Genomic DNA, 23,212 nt, shown 5'->3' with positions numbered 1-23,212 from the left:
AAGGGGGAGGGCGATGACGACGGACCCCGGCGCGGCCGCACGGCGGCGGCCGGCCCGGCGTGCGGCGGCGGCAGCCGCCGCACTCGCGTTGGTGGCCCCGCTGGCCGCCTGCGGATCGGGCGGTGAGGGCGGCCCGCCCACGATCAACCTGTACTACCCGCCCGAGCAGAACCTGCAGAAGGTGGTCGACGACTGCAACGCGCAGGCCCAGGGGCGCTACCGGATCGCCTACCGGGTGCTGCCGCGGCAGGCCGACGAGCAGCGGGTGCAGATGGTGCGGCGGCTCGCGGCGCAGGACAGCGGGATGGACGTGCTGGGCCTCGACGTCACCTGGACCCAGGAGTTCGCCAGCGCCGACTGGATCCGGGAGTGGACCGGCCAGGACAAGGCCGAGGTCGAGCAGGGCACGCTCGCCGGCCCGCTGGACACCGCCCGCTACGAGGACAAGCTCTACGCGGCGCCGAAGAACACCAACGTGCAGCTCCTCTGGTACCGCAGCGACCTGGTCCAGGAGCCGCCGAAGACCTGGGACGAGATGATCTCCGCCGCCCAGCAGCTCAAGCAGCAGGGCAAGCCGTACCAGGTGCTCACCATGGGCGCCCAGTACGAGGGCCTCGTCGTCCTCTACAACACCCTGGCCGAGAGCGCGGGCGGGAAGATCCTCAGCGACGACGGCAAGAAGGCGGTGATGGACGCGGGCACCGTGCGGGCCCTCGACCAGCTGAAGAAGTTCGCCACCTCGGGCGTGACGTCCCCGTCGTTCAGCAACGCCACCGAGGACCCGGTCCGGCTGGAGTTCCAGTCCGGCGGCGGCGCCTTCGAGGTCAACTGGCCCTTCGTCTACCCGGCCATGCAGGAGGCGGCGCCCGACCTGGCCAAGAAGGTCAAGTGGGCGCGGATGCCCGGCATCGACGCGAACACCCCGAGCAAGGTCACCATCGGCGGGGTCAACATGGCGGTCAGCACCTACTCGAAGCACCCGACGGAGTCCTTCGAGGCGGCGAAGTGCATCCGCAACGCCGAGCACCAGAAGTTCTCCGCGGTCAACGACGGTGTGCCGCCCACCATCGAGTCGGTCTACGCCGACCCGGAGATGGACAAGGCGTACCCGATGAAGGACACCATCCTGGAGGAGCTGAAGGAGCCGGCGGTCCGGCCGCTGACCCCGGCGTACCAGAGCATCTCCACGGTCATGTCGGCGATCCTGTCGCCGCCGTCGGCCATCCGGCCGGAGCAGACCGCTGACGAGCTCCGCGGCGCCATCGCGGACGCACTGGAGTCGAAGGGGGTTCTGCCGTGAGCGTGAACGCCACTCCCGCCGGCGCGGAGGTCGCCGCGGAGGCCGAGCGCCCCGCCGGCCGGCACGCCGCCGTGCCCACCCAGCGGGGCCGCCGCCGGCAGAAGCCGCCGCTGAGCGAGAACAAGCGCGCCGAGCGGCGCCTCGGCTGGCTGCTCTGCGCGCCCGCCGCGCTGGTCATGGTGCTGGTCACGGCGTACCCGATCCTCTACTCGGTCTGGTTGTCGCTCCAGCGCTTCGACCTGCGCTTCCCCGACCAGCGCGAGTTCATCGGGCTGGAGAACTACGTGACCGTGCTGACCAACCAGTTCTGGTGGACGGCGTTCGGGGTGACCGCGCTGATCACGGTGGTCACCGTCGCGGTCGAGCTGGTGCTCGGCATGGGCCTGGCGCTGATCATGCACCGGACGCTTGTCGGCCGGGGCATCGTCCGCACCGCGGCGCTCATCCCGTACGGCATCGTCACGGTGGTCGCCGCCTTCTCCTGGCGGTACGCCTGGACGCCCGGCACCGGCTACCTGGCCAACCTGTTCGACGGCAGCGCCCCGCTGACCGAGCGGGCCAGCTCGCTGGCGATCATCATGCTGGCCGAGATCTGGAAGACCACCCCGTTCATGGCGCTGCTGCTGATGGCCGGGCTGGCGCTGGTGCCGGAGGACCTGCTCAAGGCCGCCTCCACCGACGGCGCGACGGCCTGGCAGCGGTTCACCAAGGTGATGCTGCCGGTGATGAAGCCGGCCATCCTGGTCGCCCTGCTGTTCCGCACCCTGGACGCGTTCCGGGTGTTCGACAACATCTTCGTGCTCACCGCCGGCGGCAACGAGACCTCGTCGGTGTCGATGCTCGCCTACAACAACCTGATCCGGGGGTTGAACCTCGGCATCGGCTCCACGATGTCGGTGCTGATCTTCCTCACCGTGGCGATCATCGCGTTCGTGTTCGTGAAGCTGTTCGGCACCGCTGCTCCCGGCAGCGACGACGGGGAGAGGCGCTGACATGGCAGTCGAAACCACCACGCGGGCGAAGGTGCGCTGGGGCCTGCTGGACGTCATCGTCGTCGTCTTCGCGCTGGTCCCGGTGCTCTGGATCGCCTCGCTGTCGTTCAAGACAACGGCCACCCTCACCGACGGGAAGTTCTGGCCCCGGGAGTGGACGCTTGACAACTACCGGACGATCTTCGACACCGACCAGTTCGTCCGGGCCCTGGTCAACTCCATCGGCATCGCCTTGATCGCCACCCTCGTCGCGGTGGTGCTGGGGGCGATGGCCGCGTACGCCATCTCCCGGCTGGACTTCCCCGGCAAGAAGCTGCTGGTCGGGGTGTCCCTGCTGATCGCCATGTTCCCGCAGGTGTCACTGGTGTCGCCGCTGTTCGAGATCGAGCGGCAGCTCGGCCTCTTCGACACCTGGCCGGGGCTGATCCTGCCGTACATCACCTTCGCCCTGCCGCTGGCGATCTACACGCTCTCGGCGTTCTTCAAGCAGATCCCGTGGGACCTGGAGAAGGCGGCGAAGATGGACGGCGCCACCCAGGGCCAGGCATTCCGGCGGGTGATCGCCCCGCTGGCCGCGCCGGGGCTGTTCACCACGGCCATCCTGGTCTTCATCTTCTGCTGGAACGACTTCCTGTTCGCCATCACGCTCACCTCGACCGAGCGGTCCCGCACGGTCCCGGTGGCCCTGCAGTTCTTCACCGGCGAATCGCAGTTCGAGGACCCCACCGGGGCGATCTGCGCCGCCGCCGTGGTGATCACCATTCCGATCATCCTGTTCGTGCTCTTCTTCCAGCGCCGCATCGTCTCCGGCCTGACCTCCGGCGCAGTCAAGGGATAGGTGGTGTTGTCATGGCTGACATCGTGCTGGACAAGGTGAGCAAGCGGTTCCCGGACGGGACGACCGCGGTGCGGGACGTCGACCTGGAGATCGCCGACGGCGAGTTCGTCATCCTGGTCGGCCCCTCCGGGTGCGGTAAGTCCACCACCCTGAACATGATCGCCGGGCTGGAGGACATCAGCTCCGGGGAGCTGCGCATCGCGGGGGAGCGGGTCAACGACAAGGCGCCCCGGGACCGCGACATCGCCATGGTCTTCCAGTCCTACGCGCTCTACCCGAACATGACCGTGCGGGAGAACATGGCCTTCCCGCTGCGGCTGGCGAAGCTGGACAAGGAGACCATCCACCAGAAGGTGGAGGAGGCGGCGAAGGTCCTGGAGCTGACCCCGCTGCTGGACCGCAAGCCGGCCAACCTGTCCGGCGGGCAGCGGCAGCGGGTGGCCATGGGCCGGGCGATCGTCCGCCAGCCCAAGGCGTTCCTCATGGACGAGCCGCTGTCCAACCTGGACGCGAAGCTGCGGGTGCAGATGCGCACCGTGGTGTCCCGGCTGCAGAAGCAGCTCGGCACCACCACGGTCTACGTGACCCACGACCAGACCGAGGCCATGACCCTCGGCGACCGCGTGGTGATCATGCGGGGCGGTGCGGTGCAGCAGGTCGGCCCGCCGCAGGAGCTCTACGACCACCCGCGCAACCTCTTCGTGGCCGGCTTCATCGGCTCCCCGTCGATGAACTTCCTGCATGCCGCCGTCGAGGACGGTCACCTGCGTACGGCGCTGGGTGACGTGCCGATCGGGGACCGGGTGCGCCGGCAGCTCGACGGCGCCGACGCCCCGCGCGAGCTGATCCTCGGCATCCGCCCGGAGCACTTCGAGGACGCCGCGCTGATCGACGACGAGACCCGCCGCCGGGGCCTGGAGTTCGACGCGCCGGTCGACATCGTCGAGTCGATGGGCTCCGACAAGTACGTCTACTTCACCGTCGAGGGGGAGCGGGCCACCGCCGCCGAGCTGGAGGAACTGGCCGCCGACGCGGGCGCGGCCGACTTCACCGGGACCGGGTCGAGCCTGGTCACCCGGCTGTCCGCGGAGTCGCCGGTGCGCGAGGGCGAGCCGCGGCGGGTCTGGTTCAACCTGGAGAAGATCCACCTGTTCGACCCGTCCACCGGACGGAACCTCACCCTGCACGAGGGGCGGTCGTCGGGCGCGCTGGCCGACTGAACGGCACCGGGTCCGGGCCGGTGGGCGCCGCCCACCGGCCCGGCCGCGTGTCACCAGGTCAGCCGCAGCGGCAGCCCGATGAAGTCGGCGTAGCGCGCGAGAGCCGACTCGACGCGGGCCCGCAGCGCGGCGTCGAACGGCGTCAACTGCTGCACGGTCACAGTGACCGCCCGCTTGCCCACGGTCCGCTTCCAGACGCCGACCGTGCGGCCGCCGCGCACCACAGTGGCCTGGAAGATCCCGTTGTTGCCGGGGACGACGGCGTTCGCGTGCGCGGGATCGAGCATCAGGGTGCGGTCCTTGTAGCCCAGCAGGTACTCGTCGAAGCCCGGCAGGGTGTGCACGTCGTCGACGGGCGCCCGGGGCGCGTCGAGCAGCGCGGCGTCGACCACCGCCGGCGCGCCGTCCACCTCGACCGGGGCGAGTGCGTCGCCGGCCGCCGCGATGCCCCGGGTGGCGTCGGTGACCGTGAGGCCGGTCCACCGGGCCAGCTCGTGCCGGGTCACCGGGCCGTGGCCGCGGACGTAGCGGTGGGCCAGCACGCCCAGCGCCTCGTCGCGCTCGGGGCGGCGCGGGTCCGGCGCCCACTCGTCCAGCAGCGCGAAGGTCTGCTCGGTGCCCACGTGCGGGGCGATGCAGGTGACGCCGCATTGACTGGCGTACCAGAGCAGGTGGTAGCCGCGCTGGCCGGAGATGTCCAGGCCGGCGGCGCCCAGCGCGGCCAGGCACTCGGCGCGGGTGAGCCGGCCCCCGCCCGCGAGGGCGTCGCCCAGCACGTCGGCGGCCCGGTTCGCGTCGGTCTCGGTCAGGCCGAGCTGCGCCCACCGGCCAGCCACTCCGGACAGCGCCCGTACCCCGGTCACCGCCAGCATCCACCGCGCGTCCCGGGGCGGCACCAGGTGCACGGTGCCCCGCATCGGCCAGGTGCGCAGCGCCTCGCGCCGCTCCAGCGCCGCGCGCACGTCGTCCTGGGTGCGGCCCGGCAGGCGTACGCCGAGCGACCAGAGGCCGCTCGCCGCGTCCTGGGCCTGCATGGCGCCGAACCACTCGACCACCGCGGCCACGCTCTCCGGGCGCGCGGTCGGGTGCGGGCGCAGCAGCAGGCTGGTCATCCGCAACGCCAGCGCCTCGGCGCCGGTGAGACGTACGGTCACGATCTGGCCTCCCGTCGACGTGGACGGTCAGCATAGGTCGGCTGTGTGACGCTCCCGGCGGACGGACGGACGACCGGACGGGCGGGCCGTGGCCCACCCGCCCGGGATGCGCGTCGCGTCAGCGGTTGCGGCGTGCCCGCTCGGGCACGTCGGCGTCCACCAGCTCCCGGCGGACCTGCGCGTTGACCGGCTGCTCCTCGACGACCTCGTCCTTGGCCAGCCGGACCCGCTCGACCGGGACCTGGTCCTTGGCGACCACCGGGTGCTCGGCGCGCAGCTCCATCTCGCGCTGCTCCTCGCCGATGCCGGCCCGGACGGCGTCCCGGTCGGCCTCGCTGATCGGCTCGTGGACGACGGTCACCTCGTCGTGCTCGACCGGCACGGAGGTCTGCACGTTCTCGGTGACCACGCGCTTGTTCAGCCGTGCCGCGCCGGCCGGCTCGCTCTGGGTGCCGACCCGCAGCCGCTCCTCGGAGCGGACCACCTCAGGGGCGCCCGGCATCCGCTGCGGCGCCGGCCCGGCCTGCTCCCCGAGCTGGTAGTGCCGGTAGAGCTGGCTGAGCTGATCGGTGCCGAGCGGCTGGTCGGTGCCGGTCTCCACGCTGGGAGCGCTGCGCACCGTCGCCTTGTCGTACGGCACCTGGAGTCGGCCGCCCGGCTCCATCCGGGCCGCCTGGAGCGGAGCCATCGACTCGTGGTGGCCCATCACGCCGGTCTTCACGCTGACCCAGGTCGCCTCGCCGCTGGGATCGGCCCACACCTGGCCCACGCTGCCGATCTTCGCGCCCGAGCGGTCCTGGACGTCCTGCCCGTACAGCGAGCGGACCTGCTGCTCCGTCAGTCGCATGGTTCGTCCTTCCTTCTCGTGGGTCACCACCCGAGTCCCCGGCGGTGGGCCCGGCATTCCCCGGAATCGGGACGAACAGGAGGAGGAGTAGCAGCGATGCCGGTAACGACCCGGGTTGCGAGGCATGAGCGGTCCGGGAACGGGGATGCGCCGCCGGGAACCGATGCGAGGAATGGGAGGTGTGGGGGAATGACAGCGTCCAGTGAACCCATGCGAGGCGCTGCTCGGCCCGCGAGACCGGCGGGCGGGGCGAAGACCAGCGCTGCGGCCACCTTCTCGCTGGTGTTCGGCGTGGCGGCCCTGCTCAGCGTGCTCACCGCGATCCTGGCCTCGGTCGGGCTGCTGCTGGGGATCATCGGGGTCATCCTGGGCATCTTCGGGCTGCGGATGGCCCGGCGCCCCGGCGCCACCGGGCGCGGGGTGGCCATCGGCGGTCTGGTGCTCAGCGCCCTGGCGGTGCTGATCGGGCTGGCGCTCGCCGCCGGCATCAGCACCTTCATCAACAACGAGGCGGCGGTGGACCGGCTGGAGAAGCGGGTGACCGACCTGCGGGACAAGCTCAACGACTGAGCCGTGCCGGTGCCCCTGATCGCGCTACGCCAGCCACGTTGCCGGCGGAGCGCGATCCCCCGTTCAGGTTCCCGGTGCGGGGCGGCGGCGGTACGCCGGCACCGGTGGCATCAGGATCCCCGCGCGCCGGCACCCGGGGAAGCGGTTTCCATCGGAACTTGCGCAAATCTTGAGCGGCGGCAAGGTATCGACGCAGCTCGGTCGGCGCAGCAGTGCCAGGGGCGGTCCGCGCCCGCCGTTTGACGTCGCAAGCAACGGGTAGTCGCCGGAGCTGACCCGACACCGAGGAGGAATCGTCTGATGGATGGCCAGGTCAAGGCCGCGGTGATCTACTACAGCGCGACCGGCATCACGTACCAGATGGCGCAGGCGGCGTACGAGGCCGCCGGCGAGGCGGGCGCCGAGGTGCGCCTGCGCAAGGTGCGTGAGCTGGCGCCGGACGAGGCGATCCGCTCGAACTCGGGCTGGCAGGCGCACCGGCTGGAGACCCAGGACGTGATGGAGGCGCAGCCGGACGACCTCTCCTGGGCCGACGTGATCATCATGGGCGCGCCCACCCGGTACGGCATGATCGCCGCCCAGCTCAAGCAGTTCATCGACACCACCGGCCCGCTCTGGGCCCAGGGGGCGCTGGCGAACAAGGTCTACACCGGCTTCACCTCGACGGCCACCTCGCACGGCGGCCAGGAGGCCACGCTGCTCTCGCTCTACACGGTCTTCTACCACTGGGGCGGCATCGTGGTGACCCCCGGCTACACCGACCCCAGCCAGTTCGTCGCAGGCAACCCGTACGGCGCGTCGCACACCAGCAACAACGGCGAGATCGCCCCGGACCACGTGGCCCTGGGCGCCACGGCCCTCACCGCGAAGCGGGCCGTGCAGATGGGCGCCGCGCTCAAGAAGGGCCTGGCCGGCTGACCCCGGACCCGTGGCGACCGGTGGTGGGATGAGGGCTCTCGACTCGTCCCACCACCGGTCGCCTCTCGCCCTACCCCCGTTCGGCCGGTCCATGCCCGGTCAGCGCGGGATGGGCCAGCAGATGCCCGAGCAGGTCCGCCAGGACCGCCATGCCGTCCCGGCTGAGCACCGACTCCGGGTGGAACTGCACCCCGGCGAAGCCCGGCCCGCGCAGCGCGTGCACCGCCCCGTCCACCGGGTCCCGGGACAGCTCCACCGGGCCGTACCCGGTGGCGACCCGGTCGGTGTCGGCACGGGCCGTGAAGCTGGAGTAGAAGCCGACCCGGCGGGTCGCCCCGAACACCGGCACGTCCCGGGGCAGCCCCTGGTAGGGCGCGTCGCGGCGGTGCAGCGGCAGCCCGAGCAGCCCGGCCAGGAGCTGGTGGCCGAGGCAGACCGCCAGGGTCGGCCGGCCGGCCGCGAGCAGCCCGGCCAGCAGGGCCCGCATGCCCGCCATCTTGGGCTCGGCGAGGTCGTTCGGGTCGCCCGGGCCCGGACCCACCACCACGAGGTCGTACCCGTCGACCGGGCCGGCCCGGTGCCAGTCCCGCCGGGTCACCGCCAGGCCGAGCGCGCCGAGCTGGTGGGCGAGCATCCCCGTGAAGGTGTCCTCGCCGTCGACGATCAGCGCGCGCCGGCCGGCCAGCCCGGGCAGCGCGGTCGCCCCGGGGACGCGCTGGTCCAGCCAGAACCGGGCCAGCGGGGTGTTACGGGCGGCCAGCGCGGCGCGCACCTCGGGGTCGTCGGCGTACCGGAGCGCGGGCCCGGCGTCGCGGTCCGGGGCGTCCGGGCCGAGGCCGAGCGCGGCCAGCACTCCGGCCGCCTTGGCGTGCGTCTCGGCCACCTCGCCGGCGGCGGTGGAGTGCCGGACCAGGGTGGCGCCGACCGGCACCCGCAGCTCACCGGCGGGGGAGATCTCGGCGGTGCGGATGAGGATCGGCGCGTCGAGGGTCTGCCGGCCCTGGTCGTCGCGGCCGAGCAGGGCGAGCACCCCGGCGTAGTAGCGCCGGCCGGTCCGCTCGTGGCGAGCGATCACCCGGCAGGCGTTCTCCATCGGGCTGCCGGTGACCGTCGGCGCGAACATCGTCTCCCGCAGCACCTCCCGGACGTCCAGCGAACCCCGCCCGGCCAGCAGGTACTCGGTGTGCGCGAGGTGCGCCATCTCCTTCAGGTACGGCCCGACCACCTGGCCGCCGTGCTCGGCGACGGTGGCCATCATCTTCAGCTCCTCGTCGAGCACCATGTACAGCTCCTCGACCTCCTTCGGGTCGTCGAGGAAGCGCAGCAGCTCCTCCCGGTCGGCCGCCGCGCCGGTGTGCCGGAAGGTGCCGCTGATCGGGTTCATCATGACCAGGCCGTCGTCCACGCTGACGTGCCGTTCCGGGCTCGCCCCGACCAGGATCCGGGTGCCGGTGTGCACCACGAACGTCCAGTACGCGCCCCGCTCGCGCAGCAGCAGCCGGCGCAGCGCGGCCAGGGCGGCCGCCAGCGGAGGGCCCTGCACGGCGGCCCGCAGGGTGCGGTGGATGACGAAGTTGGCGCCCTCGCCCCGGCCGATCTCGTCGGTCAGCACCCGGCCCACGGTGTCCGCGTACTCGGCGTCGGAGATGTCGAAGGCGGCGTCGCGGGTCACCACCGGCGCGTCGGGCAGCGCGGCCAGCACCTCGTCGAGCGGGAGCCGCCGGTGTTCCGAGATAACCAGGCACTCCAGCGGCAGGCCGTCGTCCACGCAGGCGAAGCCGCGCTCGGCGATCTGCCGGTAGGGGACCAGGGCCAGCGTGCGCGGCCCGGCGGCGTCGTCGGGCAGCGGGATCCCGGCGAGCCGGTCGACGGTGCGTACCGTGCCGGCGAGCAGGTCGACGTGGTCGGCGCCCTCGCGGCGGACGAGCGCGAACGGGCCGGGGTCGAGGCCGGCCGCGACGGCGGCGAGCGGGTCGTGCGGGCGGGTCATGGGATCTCCTCGGTGGGCCGGAGGCCGCCGGTGGGGCGGCCCCGGGGTGCCGGGGAGAGACCGGCGGCCGCCTCGTGGGGCGGCCGCGTGGGGAAGCTACGCGCGGGAGTGGGCCGCCGGGTCGGCGGGCCACCAGCAGGACAGGTGCGCGGGCATGGCGATCACTGTACGCGAGCGGGCCGCGCCGGGGAACCCGATCGCCGGGCCGGGGCGACGGATCTTGGCTTCGGCGCCGCTCCCGGCGGGTAGGTTGACCCGCGATGGACATTCTCGCTCTGGACCTGGGCACCTCCTCGGTGCGCGGGCTCGTGCTGGACGCGAACGCCGTCCCGCGCCCCGGCGCGCTGGCCCGCCGCAAGGTGCACCTGGTGACCGGCGACGACGGCAGCGGCACGCTGGACGGCCCCCGCTACCTGGCCTGCCTCGCGGAGTGCCTGGACGAGCTGGCCGCCGCCGGGCACCTGAGCGACGTGGGGCTGGTGGCCACCTCCGCCCAGTGGCACTCGGTGCTGCCGCTGGGCGCCGACGGCGCGCCGCTCGGCCCGGTGCTCACCTGGATGGACACCCGGCCGGAGGCCCTCGGCGGCGCCGCCGGCCCGGCCGATCCGGACGCCTTCCACGAGCGCACCGGCGGCTGGTGGCACCGCTGCTACTGGACCATGCGGCTGCCGTGGCTGCGGGCGCACTGCGGCAGCCCGGTCGCCCGCTTCGGCGGGCTGGTCGAGTACGTCCTCGGCGTGCTGCTCGACGAGGCGCCGATGTCCGTGTCGATGGCCTCCGGCACCGGGCTGCTCGACCTGCGCCGGCTCGAATGGGACGCCGAGGCGTGCGAGCTGGCCGGCGTACGCCCCGAGGACCTTCCGGCGCTGGCGCCGCAGCGGTGGCGCGGCCGGCTCCGCGTCGCGCACGCCCAGCGCTGGCCGCAGCTCGCCGACGCCCGCTGGGCCGCCCCGGTCGGCGACGGCGCGGCGTCCAACGTGGGCTCCGGCTGCGTCGACCGGTCCCGCGCCGCGGTCACCGTCGGCACCTCCGCCGCGGTACGCCTCATTCAGGCGGTGCCGGCCGGTGCGCCGCTGCCGCCCCTGCCCGAGCAGCTCTGGCGCTACCGGGTCGACCACGAGCACGTGGTCACCGGGGCGGCGTACTCCAGCGGTGGCAACCTGTTCGCCTGGGCGTCCCGCGAGCTGCGGCTGCCGCCCGCCGCCGACCTGGAGAGCGCGCTGACCCGCGCCGGCGCGAAGCCGACCCTGCGCGCCAACCCGCGGCTCGGCGGGGACCGGCCACCCGGGGTCGCCCCGGCCGGCTCCGGGGACCTGCGCGGCCTGAGCTTCGGCACCACCGCGGTCGACATCCTGGCCGTGCTGATGACCGAGCTGTGCCGGCTGGTGGCCGACGACCTGGCCCTCGTCGAGGCCGGCGCGGGCGGCGGTCCGGCCGAGGTGGTGCTGGGCGGCGGCGCGATGGCCGCCTCCGCCTGGTGGCGGGCCGCGTTCGTCGACGCGCTGGCCCCGCGCGCGGTGCGCTACCAGCGCAACCCGGAGATCGGGGCCACCGGGGCCGCGCTGGTGGCCCTCGGCCGGGTCGCCGAGGCGGCGCACGTGGCCGGCATCGGCCGGACGGACGACCGGAACGCGCCGAACACCGTAGGCTCCCGCCCACCGCGCTGACCTTCCTGGTCGTGCGGCCGGCCGAGCGTTTGACACCGCCCGCCGGCCTGGTTGGATGGACTTCCGCTCCCCGTACCGGTGGAGCCGAGGGGGATCGAGGAGGACGTGTGGGCGCAGGTCCCGACCCGGCTCGCGGGACGGTGCCGCAGCCGCGCCGGAGCCCGTCCGAGGACCGGGTGGCGCCGCACCGGCGGCGCTCGCGCTTCCGGTTGCGGGACTGGCGGATGCGTACCAAGCTCGCCACCGTGCTGGTGCTGCCCTCGGTGGCGTTCCTGGTGCTCGCCGGGGTGCAGACCCGCGGGCTGGTGGGGCAGACCACCGCGCTGAGCGACTTCGCCCAGCAGGTCGGCATCGGACGGCAGATCAGCACCGCGGTGGACCGGCTCCAGCAGGAGCGGGACCGCTCCGCCGGTGAGCTGGCCGCGCTGCGCAAGGCCGGCGGCGGCGCGGACCGGGACGCCGCGGTCGCCGCGCTCAAGCCGCTCCAGGACGCCTCCGACCGGGCGATGACCGAGCTGCGCGCCGCGGCCGAGCCCCTCGCCGACGCCGACGCGGCCTGGCGGGTGGCCTACTCGGAGGTGCTGGAGTCGTACGACCAGGTGGTCTACATCCGCGCCGCCGTGGCGCCGGCGGTGCTCTCCAGCGACACCGTGCTGAGCAACTACCACCGGGCCATCGCGGCCCTGCTCAAGCTGCTGGCCGAGCCGTCGCCCGGCGACGACCAGCGGGCGCTGACCAACGCGGTGCTGCGCTACGTGCAGCTGTCCAGGGTCAAGGAGCTGTCCTCGCGGATCCGCGCCGAGCTGTACGCCGCCGCGCGGGCCGGCCGGTACGAGGTGGACGACCAGGTCTCCCTGACCGACCTGCGGGCCCAGCAGCTCACCGCGCTGGGCGCGTTCCGGGTGGCGGCGACCGCCGACCAGGTCCGCCGCTACGACCAGACCTCGGTGGATCCGGCGTTCGTCTCGGCCGCCCGGCTGGAGGAGCAGACCCTGCCCAGCGGCACCGCCGAGCCGGCGCTGCTGCCCGCGACGCAGTGGTGGGCGGCCAGCGAGCAGCGGCAGGAGCTGCTCCGCCAGCTCGAGAGCGAGGTCCTCGACGACGCCGTACGCCAGGCCGACGACGCCAGCGCCCGGCAGCTGCGGGACACCCTGCTGGTGGCCGGCGGCATCGTCGGCGTGCTCCTGGTGGCCGTGCTGATCTCGTTGCTGGTCGGCCGGTCGGTGGCCCGCTCGATGCGGCTGCTGCGCGGCCAGGCGCTGCGGATCGCGCAGGTGGAGCTGCCGCACACCCTGGACCGGCTGCGCGCGGTCGACCGCCCGGTGGGCGCGATCGACGTGCCGCCGGCGGTGGTCGACTCGCAGGACGAGATCGGCGAGCTGGCCGAGGCGTTCGTGGCGGTGCACCGCAGCGCCGTCGACGTGGCGGTCGAGCAGGCGATGATGCGGCGCAACGTCAACGCCATGTTCGTCAACCTGGCCCGGCGCAGCCAGGTGCTGGTCGAGCGGCAGCTCGAACTCCTCGACGAGCTGGAACGCGAGGAGAGCGACCCGGACCAGCTGGAGAACCTGTTCAAGCTCGACCACCTCGCCGCCCGCATGCGCCGCAACGACGAGAGCCTGCTGGTGCTCGCCGGCACCGAGTCCAGCCGGCGGTGGAACCGGCCGGTCGGCCTCGGCGCGGTGCTGCTCGCGGCCAGCGCGGAGATCGAGCAGTACCAGCGGGTGCGCCACGACTCCCGGTCCGACCTGCACGTCGTCGGGCACGCGGTGGGTGACCTGGTGCACCTCTTCGCCGAGCTGCTGGAGAACGCCACCGCCTTCTCCCGGCCCGACACGGTGGTGCGGGTGGTCGCCGGCGCCGAGGGCCCGGGCGCGTACGTCGAGATCATCGACCAGGGGCTGGGGATGAGCCCGGCCGCGCTGGCCGAGGCGAACGCGGTGCTGGCCGAGCCTCCGGCGGCCGACGTGGCCGCCTCCGAGCGGATGGGCCTGTTCGTGGTGAGCCACCTGGGCGCCCGGCACGGCGTGCGGGTGCGGCTGCGGGGCGGCCACGAGGGCCTGGTGGCCCGGGTCCGGATCCCGGCCGAGCTGCTGGCCGCCGCGCCCCCGGCCGCGCTGGACCAGCCCGCCGCGCCGCGGATGCTGACCAGCCAGGTGGCTGCCGCGTCCCGGCTGGCGCCCGACGCCGGCCCGCTCCGCGCGGCGACCGCCGAGCTGCCGGTGGCCGGCCGCCGCCCGCTGGCCGCGGCGGGGGAGCTGCCCGTGTCGCCGCTGACGGGGCTGCCGCTCGGCGTGGCGCCGTCCGCCGCGGAGCCTCCGCTGCCGGGCCGGCCCGCCGCGGCGCCGGACCCGGGCGGTGCGGCCGTGCCGAGGCCGCGCCCGGTGCCGGGTCGGGCCGAGGATGTGCTCGCCCCGGCGGCCGGGTCGCCGGCCGGTGGTGGCTGGTTCAGCCGCCAGGGCCCGTCGTCCGCGGTGCTCGGTGTGACACCAGCGCCCGCCGCGACGCCGGTCACCGGAGGCACCAACGAGCGGGGCCTGCCGGTACGCGTACCGATGGCCCAGCTCACCGCGGTCACCCGGCCCGCCGGTCCGAACCGGTCCGCGCGTCACGAGCCGGACCCGGAGGCGGTCGGCGGCATGCTCTCCCGCTACTACAACGGGGTGCGGCGGGCGGAGGCCGAGGAGACCACCGAGATCTACCTGCCGCGCGATGAAGGAGGACGACGACAGTGACGACGTTGAGCCAGGAGGCACGGGACCTGAGCTGGCTGGTGAACGCGTTCGCGGAGCGGGTGCCGGGGGTGGCCCACGCCGTGGTGGTCTCCTCCGACGGGCTGCTCGTGGCGATCTCCGCGCACCTGCCCCGCGACCACGCGGACAAGCTCGCCGCGGTGACCTCGGGGCTGATGAGCATCACGGCCGGCGCGGCGCAGATGTTCGACGGCGACGTCGTGAAGCAGACCGTCGTCGAGATGGGCCGGGGCTACTTCCTGGTCATGCAGATCCGGGACGGCTCGATCCTGGCCACCCTGGCCGGGGCCGACGCCGACATCGGCGTGGTCGGCTACGAGATGGCTCGGCTGGCCAAGCAGGCCGGTGAGATGCTGACCCCGGCGCTGCGGGCGGAACTTCAGCAGGCCCTGCCCCGCTGAGAGCGGCAAGCGAGCCGGCCGGCCGGCCGGCGTCGCGCGGCGGGCTCAGGCCCGGCCGGCGTCGCGCCGGCCGGGCCGGCCCGCCTAGAGCCCGTTGCGGCGGATCACGTCGCGGTACCAGTGGGCGCTGCGCTTGAGCACCCGGCGCTGGGTGGGGTAGTCCACGTAGACCAGGCCCCAGCGCTGCTCGTACCCCTCGGCCCACTCGAAGTTGTCCAGCAGCGACCATACGTGGTAGCTCTCCAGCGGCACCCCGTCGCGGATCGCCCGGTGGGCGGCGGCGAAGTGGTCGCGGAGGAAGTCGATCCGCGCGCTGTCGTCGACGGTGCCGTCCGCGGCGAGGGTGTCCGGGCAGGGCAGGCCGTTCTCGGTGATGGTGATCGGCACCTGGCCGTAGTCGCGGGTGACCCGGGTCAGGATGTCGTACATCCCCTGGGGGTAGATCTGCTGCCACTCCGCCTCGGAGGTCGGCCACCGGCGGACCGTGTCGCCCTGGCCGGTGACGTAGATCGGCGTGTAGTACTGCACGGCGAGCAGGTCGACCGGGCTGGAGATGATCTTCAGGTCGCCGTCCCGCACGCCGCGGACCATCCGGCTGTCGGCGCCCAGGTCGGCCAGCACGTCCTCCGGGTACGCGCCCTTGAAGATCGAGTCCAGGTAGAGCCGGTTCTCGTAGCCGTCGTACAGCCGCGTCGCGGTGGCCGCCTCGGCGGTGTCGTCGGCCGGGTAGCAGGGGTGCAGGTTCAGCGCCGGGCCGATCCGTCCCCCGGCGTGGGCGGCGCGCAGCGCGCGAACGGCGAGGCCGTGGGCGAGCTGGAGGTGGTGGGCGACCAGGTACGCCGCCGCCGGGTCCTGCCGGCCGGGCGCGTGGTGCCCCCACAGGTAGCCGTTCTGCACCACGGTCTTCGGCTCGTTGACGGTCAGCCAGACCGGCACCCGGTCGCCGAGGGCGCGGAACACCGCGTCGGCGTAGTCGGCGAAGCGCTCGGCGGTGTCCCGGTTCTCCCAGCCGCCGGCGTCCTGCAGGGCCTGGGGGAGGTCCCAGTGGAAGAGGGTGGCCATCGGCGCGATGCCCCGCTCGTGCAGCCCGTCCACGAGCCGGCGGTAGAAGTCCAGGCCGCGCTGGTTGGGCCGGCCGGACCCGTCGGCCTGGATGCGCGGCCAGGAGATGGAGAACCGGTAGCTGCGCAGCCCGAGGTCGCGCATCAGGTCGAGGTCCTGGGCGTACCGGTGGTAGTGGTCGGCCGCGACGTCGCCGGTGTCACCGTTGCGGGTGCGGCCCGGGGTGTGGCTGAAGGTGTCCCAGACGGATTCGCCCCGCCCGTCCTCCTTGGCCGCCCCCTCGATCTGGTAGGCCGAGGTGGCCGCGCCCCAGCCGAAGCCGGGCGGGAAGCGCAGCGCGCCGTCGGGGTCGGCGTCGTCGTCGGGATCGGGCGTGCCGTCGCAGCCGGCGACGGCGGTGGCGGACGCGACGGTCCCGGCCGCGGCGGCGCCGGCCAGCCCGTTCCGGGCCGCGCCGGCGGCAGTCGCGGAGAGGGCGGCACGGCGGAGCAGGCGCCGTCTGGTGAGTAGCGACATGGGCGTTCTCCTCGGAGTGACTGGCCGCCCTGGGGGCCGGGAGCGCTCCCAGCATAGGCCAGGGGCGGCCGGCCGCGTCCCGAGGGCGGACCGCGGCAGGGGCGCGGCCCGGCCGCCGGGCGGCCGGAGATGTGGGTGGGCGGGGTGTCGCTCGGGGGCGGGGCGAGCGGCGAGGGTGGGGCAGATAGCGAAGAAGGCCGTCCGGGCGGCGCCTCGCGCCTGTCCCGTCGGCCTCTTTTCCCGTCGACAACGGGGGTTTAGTGTGGGGACGGGGGAGGGCAACCCCCGTCCCCACCTGTGATGCACACACGCACGAGTGGAATTGGCGTCCGGTCGTGCGTGTCGCGCGGGAGCCGGGCCACGCGAGTGGCTCTGGTTCCACCTCCCTCCATGTCGGTGGGTGATGGCTGACGGCGGCGTCCGGGCTGGCCCGCCGTCAGCCGCTGGGCTGGCGCGCCGGGCACACAGGGTCCCCGGCGATCTTGTACTTGGATCTCCGTCGATGGAAGCGCTCCCATCGGCGATGCTTGCGACTGTAACGCCCGTCACGGGTTTGTGAAACCCCCTGAACGAGATCGAAACATTGGCGTGCGTGTCTGCACTGGCCGTTGTGGTGGGAGCGCTTCCATGGCAAACTCTCAACCGCGAAGCGGAGCCAGCTCGCGTGAGTGCGGGCCGCCGAGGGCACCCGGTGACACCGGTGCGGCGCCCCGATCCCCCCGGCACGGCCGGGTCGACCACTTTTCCGGGCGCCTCCGTCCCCCCGCGTTACGTCCTCGTCGACGCGTGGAGGCGCCCCGCCGGGGCTCCGCGTCCCGGCCCGGTCCGAGGAGACACCGCGCACATGAGACTCATGGCCAGACGTCGCCGGACGGCGATGCTCGCCGCCACCGCCCTCGCCATCGGCGGAGTGGCCCTGCCGGCGGGCGCCGCGCAGGCCGCCCCCGCCTGCGACGTGACCTACGCGACGAACGACTGGGGCACGGGCTTCACCGCCAACGTGACCATCAAGAACCTGGGTGACGCGCTCAACAGCTGGACCCTCAAGTTCGCCTTCCCGAACAGCACCCAGAAGCTGACCCAGGGCTGGTCGGCCAAGTGGAGCCAGTCCGGCAGCGAGGTGACCGCCACCAACGAGTCGTGGAACGGCAGCCTCGGCACGGGCGCCTCCACCACCATCGGCTTCAACGGCGCCTACTCGGGCAGCAACCCGAAGCCGACCGCGTTCACCCTCAACGGCGTCACCTGCAACGGCGCCCCGGCCAACCAGCCGCCGACGGTCTCGCTCGGCGTGCCGTCCGGGCCCTTCGAGGCGCCGGCCGACGTGCCGCTGACCGCCACCGCCAGCGACCCGGACGGCACGATCAGCAAGGTCGAGTTCTACCGCAACGGCCTGCTCGTCAACACCGACACCAGCGCCCCCTACGGCTACACCCTCGAGGACCTGCCGGCCGGCAGCTACACCGTGCAGGCCAAGGCGTACGACAACGCCAACGGCATCGGGGTGGCCGAGAAGTCGTTCACCGTCAACCCGGCCTCCGGCCCGGTCCTGGTGGCCACCCCGTCGGCCGTGAGCGTCAACGAGGGCGGCACCTCGTCGGTGAAGTTCACCCTGAGCGCCGCCCCGACCGCCAACGTCCCGGTGACCCTCGCCGTCGCCGGGGACAGCGACGTGACCGTGTCGCCCACGACGCTGACCCTGACCCCGAGCAACTGGAACACCGGGGTCAGCGCCACCGTCGCGGCCGCGGAGGACGCCGACACCACCGGCGGCACCGCCACGATCACCGCCTCGGCCACCGGCTTCGCCCCCGTCGCGGTCACCGCCACGGAGATCGACAACGACACCCCGGGCGGGGACAACGCGTACATCAAGAAGTTCCTCGACCAGTACGGCAAGATCAAGAACTCGGGCTACTTCAGCCCCGAGGGCGTGCCGTACCACTCCGTCGAGACGCTCATCGTCGAGGCGCCCGACCACGGCCACGAGACCACCTCGGAGGCGTTCAGCTTCTGGCTCTGGCTGGAGGCGCAGTACGGCCGGGTCACCCAGAACTGGGCCCCGTTCAACAACGCGTGGACGGTGATGGAGAAGTACATCATCCCGTCGCACGCCGACCAGCCCACCGCCGGCGCCCCGGGCACCCCCCAGTACGCCGCCGAGCACAACCTGCCCAGCCAGTACCCGTCGGCCCTGGAGCCGAACGTGCCGGTCGGCCAGGACCCGCTCCGCTCCGAACTCCAGTCCACGTACGGCACCGGCGACATCTACGGCATGCACTGGCTGCTCGACGTCGACAACACCTACGGCTACGGCCGCTGCGGCGACGGCACCACCCGCCCCGCCTACATCAACACCTTCCAGCGCGGCACCCAGGAGTCGGTCTGGGAGACCGTGCCGCAGCCGTCCTGCGACACCTTCAAACACGGCGGCCAGTACGGCTACCTCGACCTGTTCGTCAAGGAGTCGGCCGCCCCGGCCAAGCAGTGGAAGTACACCAACGCCCCGGACGCCGACGCGCGCGCCGTGCAGGCCGCGTACTGGGCCCTGACCTGGGCCAAGGCGCAGGGCAAGGAGGCTGACGTCGCGGCCACCGTGGCGAAGGCCGCCAAGATGGGCGACTACCTGCGCTACGGGCTGTTCGACAAGTACTTCAAGAAGATCGGCAACTGCGTCGGCGCGTCCACCTGCCCGGCCGGCAGCGGCCGCGACTCGGCGCACTACCTTCTCTCCTGGTACTACGCCTGGGGCGGCGCGTACGACACGTCGCAGAACTGGTCGTGGCGGATCGGCTCCAGCCACAACCACTTCGGCTACCAGAACCCGCTCGCGGCCTGGGCGCTGACCAACGTGCCGGAGCTCAAGCCCAAGTCGGCGACCGCGACCGCGGACTGGCAGAAGAGCTTCGACCGGCAGCTGGAGTTCTACACCTGGCTCCAGTCCGCCGAGGGCGGCATCGCCGGCGGCGCCACCAACAGCTGGGACGGCAGCTACGCCCAGCCGCCGGCCGGCACCGCCACCTTCTACGGCATGTTCTACGACGTCGACCCGGTCTACAACGACCCGCCGTCGAACCAGTGGTTCGGCATGCAGGCCTGGTCGATGCAGCGGATCGCCGAGCTGTACCTGCAGACCGGCAACGCCAAGGCCAAGGCGCTGCTGGACAAGTGGGTGCCGTGGGCCATCGCCAACACCACGCTGGGCGCCAACTGGTCGATCCCCTCGGACATGAAGTGGACCGGCCAGCCCGCCAACTGGAACCCGACGAGCCCGCAGCCCAACACCAACCTGCACGTCGAGGTGACGGTGAAGGGCCAGGACGTCGGCGTCGCCGCCGCCTACGCCCGGACCCTCATCGCGTACGCGGCCAAGTCCGGCGACGCCGCGGCCAAGACCACGGCCAAGGGCCTGCTGGACGCGCTGTCGGCCGCCGCCGACACCAAGGGCGTCTCGATGCCGGAGAAGCGCGGCGACTACAAGCGCTTCGACGACGTCTACAACGCGGCCGACGGCCAGGGCCTCTACATCCCCTCCGGCTGGACCGGGAAGATGCCCAACGGCGACGCGATCGCCTCCGGCAAGAGCTTCCTGGACATCCGCTCGTTCTACAAGAACGACCCGGACTGGCCGAAGGTGCAGGCGTACCTCAACGGCGGCGCCGAGCCGGTCTTCAACTACCACCGGTTCTGGGCCCAGGCCGACGTCGCCATGGCGTACGCCGACTACGGGACCTACTTCCCGGCGGGCTGAGATGACCACTCCGTCGCGGGCGGGCCAGGCCCGCCCGCGACGGAGGCCGACCCGGGCCGAAGGGGGAACGGAGCGGCCCGGTCGGCGGGCGGCCTGACTCCCACGGTCAGGCCGGGTGGGCCGGCCGTCCGGCCGACGCAGCGGACGGACCGGCCCACCCAACCGCCCGGAGTCGAACTTGCCGCAAAAAAGCCCGCGAAAATCGGCGCTCCACGGGATCACGCGAGCGCCGGCGACGGAGTAACGTATTTCACCGGAGAGGCCGCTCCCCCCGTGGCGGCCTCTCTTTAATTTGCCCGCACGTCTACTGTGCCGGCACGTCGTCCCGGTCGGACAGCACGACCGGGTGCCGCAACCCCGGGTGATCCGCCGGCAGCGACCGCCGGATCACCAACCAGCTCACCGCCAGTGCCGCCGCCACCAGCGGCCAGGTCAGCGCCACCCGGGCCACCACCAGCGCGACCACCTGCCCGCCGAGCCACAGCGGGACGAACACCGCCAGCCGCAGCACGTAGGTCGCCACCCAGACCCAGCTGCCCCGCCCGTACGCCCGCAGCAGCGCCGGGTCGCGCCGCCACCGGCCCCGCTGGCCGAGCACCGCGCCCACCAGCACGCCCAGCAGCGGCCAGCGCACCACGATGCTCACCATCCAGGCCAGCCCGCTCGCCGCGTTCGAGACCAGCTGCACCAGGAAGAAGTCCGTCGCCCGCCCGGTCCGCAGCGCGATGAGCGCGGCCACGCAGACGGCGAGCAGCCCGATCAGCACCGAGCGCGGCCGGTCCCCGCGCCGCCACCGCCAGCCCGCCACCGCCGTGCCGGCCAGCACCGCGGCGACCACCCCGCCCCACAGCCCGGCGGCCAGCCAGCCGACGGCGAACGCCACCGGCGGCACCGTGGCGTCGATCGCGCCCCGCCGGCCACCGAGCAGGTCGGCCAGCGACTCCGGCCGGTCCCCGGACGGCCGCTCCGGCTCCGGCATGCTGGTCACGCGCCACCTCCTCCATCGCGTCCCCAACCTAACCGCACGGTCGCGGTGCTCCGACGAGCGCCCGACCCGGCCTACCGTTAAGTTGTCCGGGTGCGCGAGACGGCGAGGGGTTGGACGGCGGTCTGGTTGGTCGTACTGGCCCTGGCCCAGACGGCCGCGTTCGTGGTGGTGTGGCGCTTCGCCGTGCACACCGAACTCGGCCAGTGGCTCGACACCGTCGCGCTGACCGGCAACCGGATCGGCCAGGAGCGCATCGACGGGCCGGTGAACCGCATCCTCAACGCCATGTCGGTGGTGTCGCTGCTGGCGGTCACCGCCATGATCGGCTTCATCGCGCTGATCCGCGGACGCAAGGCGCTCGCCGTCACCGCCACCCTGCTCATCGCCGGCGCCAACGTCAGCACCCAACTGCTCAAGCGCTACCTGGACCGCCCCGACTTCGGCATCGACCCGGAACGGGCCGCGGCCGGCAACAGCCTGCCCAGCGGGCACACCGCCGTGGCGGCGTCGGTGGCGATCGCGCTGATCCTGGTGCTGCCGCCGAAGCTGCGGGTGGCCGGCGCGTTCCTCGGCGCCGGCTACGCGGCCGCCGCCGGGGTGGCCACCCTCTCCGCCGGCTGGCACCGGCCCAGCGACGCCGTCGCCGCGTTCCTCGTGGTCGGCGCCTGGGCCGCGGCCGCCGGCCTCGTGCTCCTGTTCTTCCAGCGGGAACAGGCCGTGGTCTCGCCGGCCGACGGGCACCGCGTGGCCGCCGTGGTGCTCGGCCTCGCCGGCGCCGTCGCCCTGGTCGTCTCCGCGCTCGCCCTGTCCTGGCTGGTCGACCGATCCACCATCCCGGTCGAGGAACTCACCCGCCGTCCGCTCTTCGTCGGGTACGCGGGCAGCGCCGCCGGCATCGCCGGCACGATCGCCATGGTGGCCGCGCTGGTCCTCGCTGTGGTGCACCGCCTGGTGCCCCGCTGGAAGGGCTGACCGGCCGGGATCCCCGGCCGGTCCCCGGAGCGGGTCAGCGGAAGTAGGTGCCGACCGTGGTGCCGCTGGCGATCTCCCGGCCCTTGAGCGCGCGGTGCACGTCGGCGGCCTGCGGCGCGCCGGACAGGTCCAGCGGGCGGTTCAGCGCGTAGAGGCGGAAGAAGTAGCGGTGCGCCTCCTCACCCCGCGGTGGATGCGGCCCGCTCCACCCGGTCTCGCCGAAGCTGTTCGGCCATTCCCGGCCGCCGGGCGGCACCCCGCCCTCGGGCACCTCACCGGCCTCCGGGGAGATCCCGGTGACCAGCCAGTGCAGGAACGGCTCCTTGCCCGCGTCCGGGTCCTCGACGAGCAGCACCAGCTCCTCGGTGGAGTCCGGCACGTCCGACCACTGCAACGGCGGTGACATGTTGTCGCCGTCCATGGCGAACCGCCCGGGCAGCAGGTCGTGGTCGGTGAACGCGGTGCTGCGCAGCATGATGCCGGCCATTCGGCGCCCCCTCTCCTCGTCCACCGGCGCGTACCCGGCGGCCGGGCGACGAAACGGCGGTGGCAGGCTGGCCGGACGGGTACGGACCGGACGGGGGAGGACGGATGGGCACGGTACGCGCGGCGTTCCGCGACGAGTGCGCACGGTTGGAAGGGGTGCTGCGCGGCCTCGACGCGGCGGACCTGGATCGGCCCACGCCCTGCCCGCCGTGGGCGGTGCGGGACCTGCTGGCGCACGTGCGCACCGGCGCCGGACGACTGGTCGGCATGCTCGCCGCGCCGGCCCCCGAGCGCGCCGAGGTGGACGCCGCCGGCTACTTCGGCGCGGCCAAGTTCGCGCCCGACGTCGACCGGGACCGGATCGACGGCGCCCGGCGGGAGGCGCGGGAGCTGGCCGGCGTACCCGAGGTGGCGGAGGGCTTCGCGCGGGCCTGGCGGGCCGCCGACGCGGCGGTGGCCGCCGAGCCGCCGGGGCGGGTGGTCCGCACCCGGCACGGCGACGCGATGGCGCTCACCGAGTTCCTGCGTACCCGCGTGGTGGAGGTCGCGGTGCACGGCCTGGACCTCGCCGACGCGCTGGACCGGCGACCCTGGCTGACCCCGACCGCGGCGACCGTCGTGGCCGACCTGCTCGCCGACGGCCGGGCGGTGCCCGACGGGCTCGGCTGGGACGCGCTGACCCTGGTGCGCAAGGCCACCGGGCGGGTGCCGTTGACCGACGCGGAGCGGGCGGTGCTGGACCGGACCGGCTTCCGCTGGCTGTCCTTCGGCGGCTGAGCGGCGGCGG

At 73.5% G+C, this 23,212-nt stretch carries 18 protein-coding genes; 12 read left to right on the top strand and 6 right to left on the bottom strand.

What is annotated here, in order from left to right; genetic code table 11:
* Positions 1 to 13: 13 nt before the first annotated feature.
* The 4 genes from NLX85_RS26090 to NLX85_RS26075 are packed head-to-tail and all read left to right on the top strand — an operon-like array spanning position 14 to position 4,350.
* Positions 14 to 1,300, top strand: coding sequence for an ABC transporter substrate-binding protein (locus NLX85_RS26090; RefSeq protein WP_254339374.1), 1,287 nt, complete (start codon positions 14 to 16; stop codon positions 1,298 to 1,300).
* Positions 1,297 to 2,292 carry a sugar ABC transporter permease gene (locus NLX85_RS26085; RefSeq protein ID WP_308210826.1) on the top strand — a complete coding sequence of 332 codons (996 nt, stop codon included), beginning with the start codon at positions 1,297 to 1,299 and terminating at the stop codon, positions 2,290 to 2,292. Before NLX85_RS26090 ends, NLX85_RS26085 begins: the two co-directional genes overlap by 4 nt.
* Before the next feature lies 1 nt (position 2,293).
* A complete protein-coding gene (locus NLX85_RS26080) occupies positions 2,294 to 3,130 on the top strand; it encodes a carbohydrate ABC transporter permease (protein WP_254339372.1) in 837 nt (278 codons plus the stop codon).
* An 11-nt stretch (positions 3,131 to 3,141) separates the two neighbouring features.
* On the top strand, positions 3,142 to 4,350 hold the full coding sequence (locus NLX85_RS26075; protein ID WP_254339371.1) for an ABC transporter ATP-binding protein: 1,209 nt from the start codon (positions 3,142 to 3,144) through the stop codon (positions 4,348 to 4,350).
* Positions 4,351 to 4,400: 50 nt separating this feature from the next.
* Here NLX85_RS26075 and NLX85_RS26070 read toward each other — a convergent pair whose 3' ends face one another.
* Both NLX85_RS26070 and NLX85_RS26065 read right to left on the bottom strand, forming a co-directional pair.
* The gene (locus tag NLX85_RS26070; RefSeq protein ID WP_254339370.1) at positions 4,401 to 5,504 is read right to left on the bottom strand and encodes a winged helix DNA-binding domain-containing protein; all 1,104 of its coding nucleotides are present in this window, start codon (positions 5,502 to 5,504) and stop codon (positions 4,401 to 4,403) included.
* Between the two features lie 118 nt (positions 5,505 to 5,622).
* The gene (locus NLX85_RS26065; protein ID WP_254339369.1) at positions 5,623 to 6,351 is read right to left on the bottom strand and encodes a YsnF/AvaK domain-containing protein; all 729 of its coding nucleotides are present in this window, start codon (positions 6,349 to 6,351) and stop codon (positions 5,623 to 5,625) included.
* 210 nt (positions 6,352 to 6,561) lie between these two features.
* Between NLX85_RS26065 and NLX85_RS26060 the strand changes: the two genes are divergently transcribed.
* Positions 6,562 to 6,921: a DUF4190 domain-containing protein gene (locus NLX85_RS26060; protein ID WP_254339368.1), complete on the top strand. Its 360-nt coding sequence runs from the start codon at positions 6,562 to 6,564 to the stop codon at positions 6,919 to 6,921.
* Between the two features lie 300 nt (positions 6,922 to 7,221).
* Positions 7,222 to 7,839, top strand: a complete 618-nt coding sequence (gene wrbA / locus NLX85_RS26055; protein ID WP_254339367.1) for an NAD(P)H:quinone oxidoreductase — start codon at positions 7,222 to 7,224, stop codon at positions 7,837 to 7,839.
* 70 nt (positions 7,840 to 7,909) lie between these two features.
* Here wrbA and NLX85_RS33315 read toward each other — a convergent pair whose 3' ends face one another.
* The gene (locus tag NLX85_RS33315; RefSeq protein ID WP_305885068.1) at positions 7,910 to 9,829 is read right to left on the bottom strand and encodes a chorismate-binding protein; all 1,920 of its coding nucleotides are present in this window, start codon (positions 9,827 to 9,829) and stop codon (positions 7,910 to 7,912) included.
* 260 nt (positions 9,830 to 10,089) lie between these two features.
* Between NLX85_RS33315 and NLX85_RS26040 the strand changes: the two genes are divergently transcribed.
* From NLX85_RS26040 to NLX85_RS26030, 3 genes are all read left to right on the top strand, one after another.
* Positions 10,090 to 11,496, top strand: coding sequence for an FGGY family carbohydrate kinase (locus NLX85_RS26040; protein ID WP_254339366.1), 1,407 nt, complete (start codon positions 10,090 to 10,092; stop codon positions 11,494 to 11,496).
* Positions 11,497 to 11,603: 107 nt separating this feature from the next.
* On the top strand, positions 11,604 to 14,231 hold the full coding sequence (locus NLX85_RS26035; RefSeq protein WP_254339365.1) for a nitrate- and nitrite sensing domain-containing protein: 2,628 nt from the start codon (positions 11,604 to 11,606) through the stop codon (positions 14,229 to 14,231).
* Positions 14,232 to 14,236: 5 nt separating this feature from the next.
* Positions 14,237 to 14,650: a roadblock/LC7 domain-containing protein gene (locus NLX85_RS26030; RefSeq protein ID WP_196806755.1), complete on the top strand. Its 414-nt coding sequence runs from the start codon at positions 14,237 to 14,239 to the stop codon at positions 14,648 to 14,650.
* Between the two features lie 84 nt (positions 14,651 to 14,734).
* Here NLX85_RS26030 and NLX85_RS26025 read toward each other — a convergent pair whose 3' ends face one another.
* On the bottom strand, positions 14,735 to 16,228 hold the full coding sequence (locus NLX85_RS26025) for a GH1 family beta-glucosidase (RefSeq protein ID WP_254339363.1): 1,494 nt from the start codon (positions 16,226 to 16,228) through the stop codon (positions 14,735 to 14,737).
* Positions 16,229 to 17,081: 853 nt separating this feature from the next.
* Here NLX85_RS26025 and NLX85_RS26020 point away from each other — a divergent pair.
* Positions 17,082 to 19,979 (top strand): glycoside hydrolase family 48 protein, encoded by a 2,898-nt coding sequence (locus tag NLX85_RS26020; RefSeq protein ID WP_254339362.1) that lies wholly within the window; start codon positions 17,082 to 17,084, stop codon positions 19,977 to 19,979.
* A gap of 304 nt (positions 19,980 to 20,283) precedes the next feature.
* Here the strand turns inward: NLX85_RS26020 and NLX85_RS26015 are convergent, their stop codons facing one another.
* Complete coding sequence (locus tag NLX85_RS26015) at positions 20,284 to 20,958, bottom strand: DUF3159 domain-containing protein (RefSeq protein ID WP_256567577.1); 675 nt, start codon at positions 20,956 to 20,958, stop codon at positions 20,284 to 20,286.
* A 99-nt stretch (positions 20,959 to 21,057) separates the two neighbouring features.
* Here NLX85_RS26015 and NLX85_RS26010 point away from each other — a divergent pair, with 99 nt between their 5' ends.
* A complete protein-coding gene (locus NLX85_RS26010; protein WP_254339358.1) occupies positions 21,058 to 21,939 on the top strand; it encodes a phosphatase PAP2 family protein in 882 nt (293 codons plus the stop codon).
* Positions 21,940 to 21,973: 34 nt separating this feature from the next.
* Here the strand turns inward: NLX85_RS26010 and NLX85_RS26005 are convergent, their stop codons facing one another.
* Entirely contained in the window at positions 21,974 to 22,426 is a 453-nt protein-coding gene (locus NLX85_RS26005; protein WP_254339356.1) for a YbhB/YbcL family Raf kinase inhibitor-like protein, read from the bottom strand.
* A gap of 104 nt (positions 22,427 to 22,530) precedes the next feature.
* Here NLX85_RS26005 and NLX85_RS26000 point away from each other — a divergent pair, with 104 nt between their 5' ends.
* Positions 22,531 to 23,202, top strand: coding sequence for a maleylpyruvate isomerase N-terminal domain-containing protein (locus NLX85_RS26000; RefSeq protein ID WP_254339354.1), 672 nt, complete (start codon positions 22,531 to 22,533; stop codon positions 23,200 to 23,202).
* Positions 23,203 to 23,212: the final 10 nt, after the last annotated feature.

The organism is Micromonospora sp. A3M-1-15 (genome assembly GCF_024213425.1).
In the GTDB taxonomy this organism is placed as follows: Bacteria; Actinomycetota; Actinomycetes; order Mycobacteriales; family Micromonosporaceae; genus Micromonospora; species Micromonospora chersina.
This window is presented reverse-complemented; position numbering and strand designations above follow the sequence as displayed.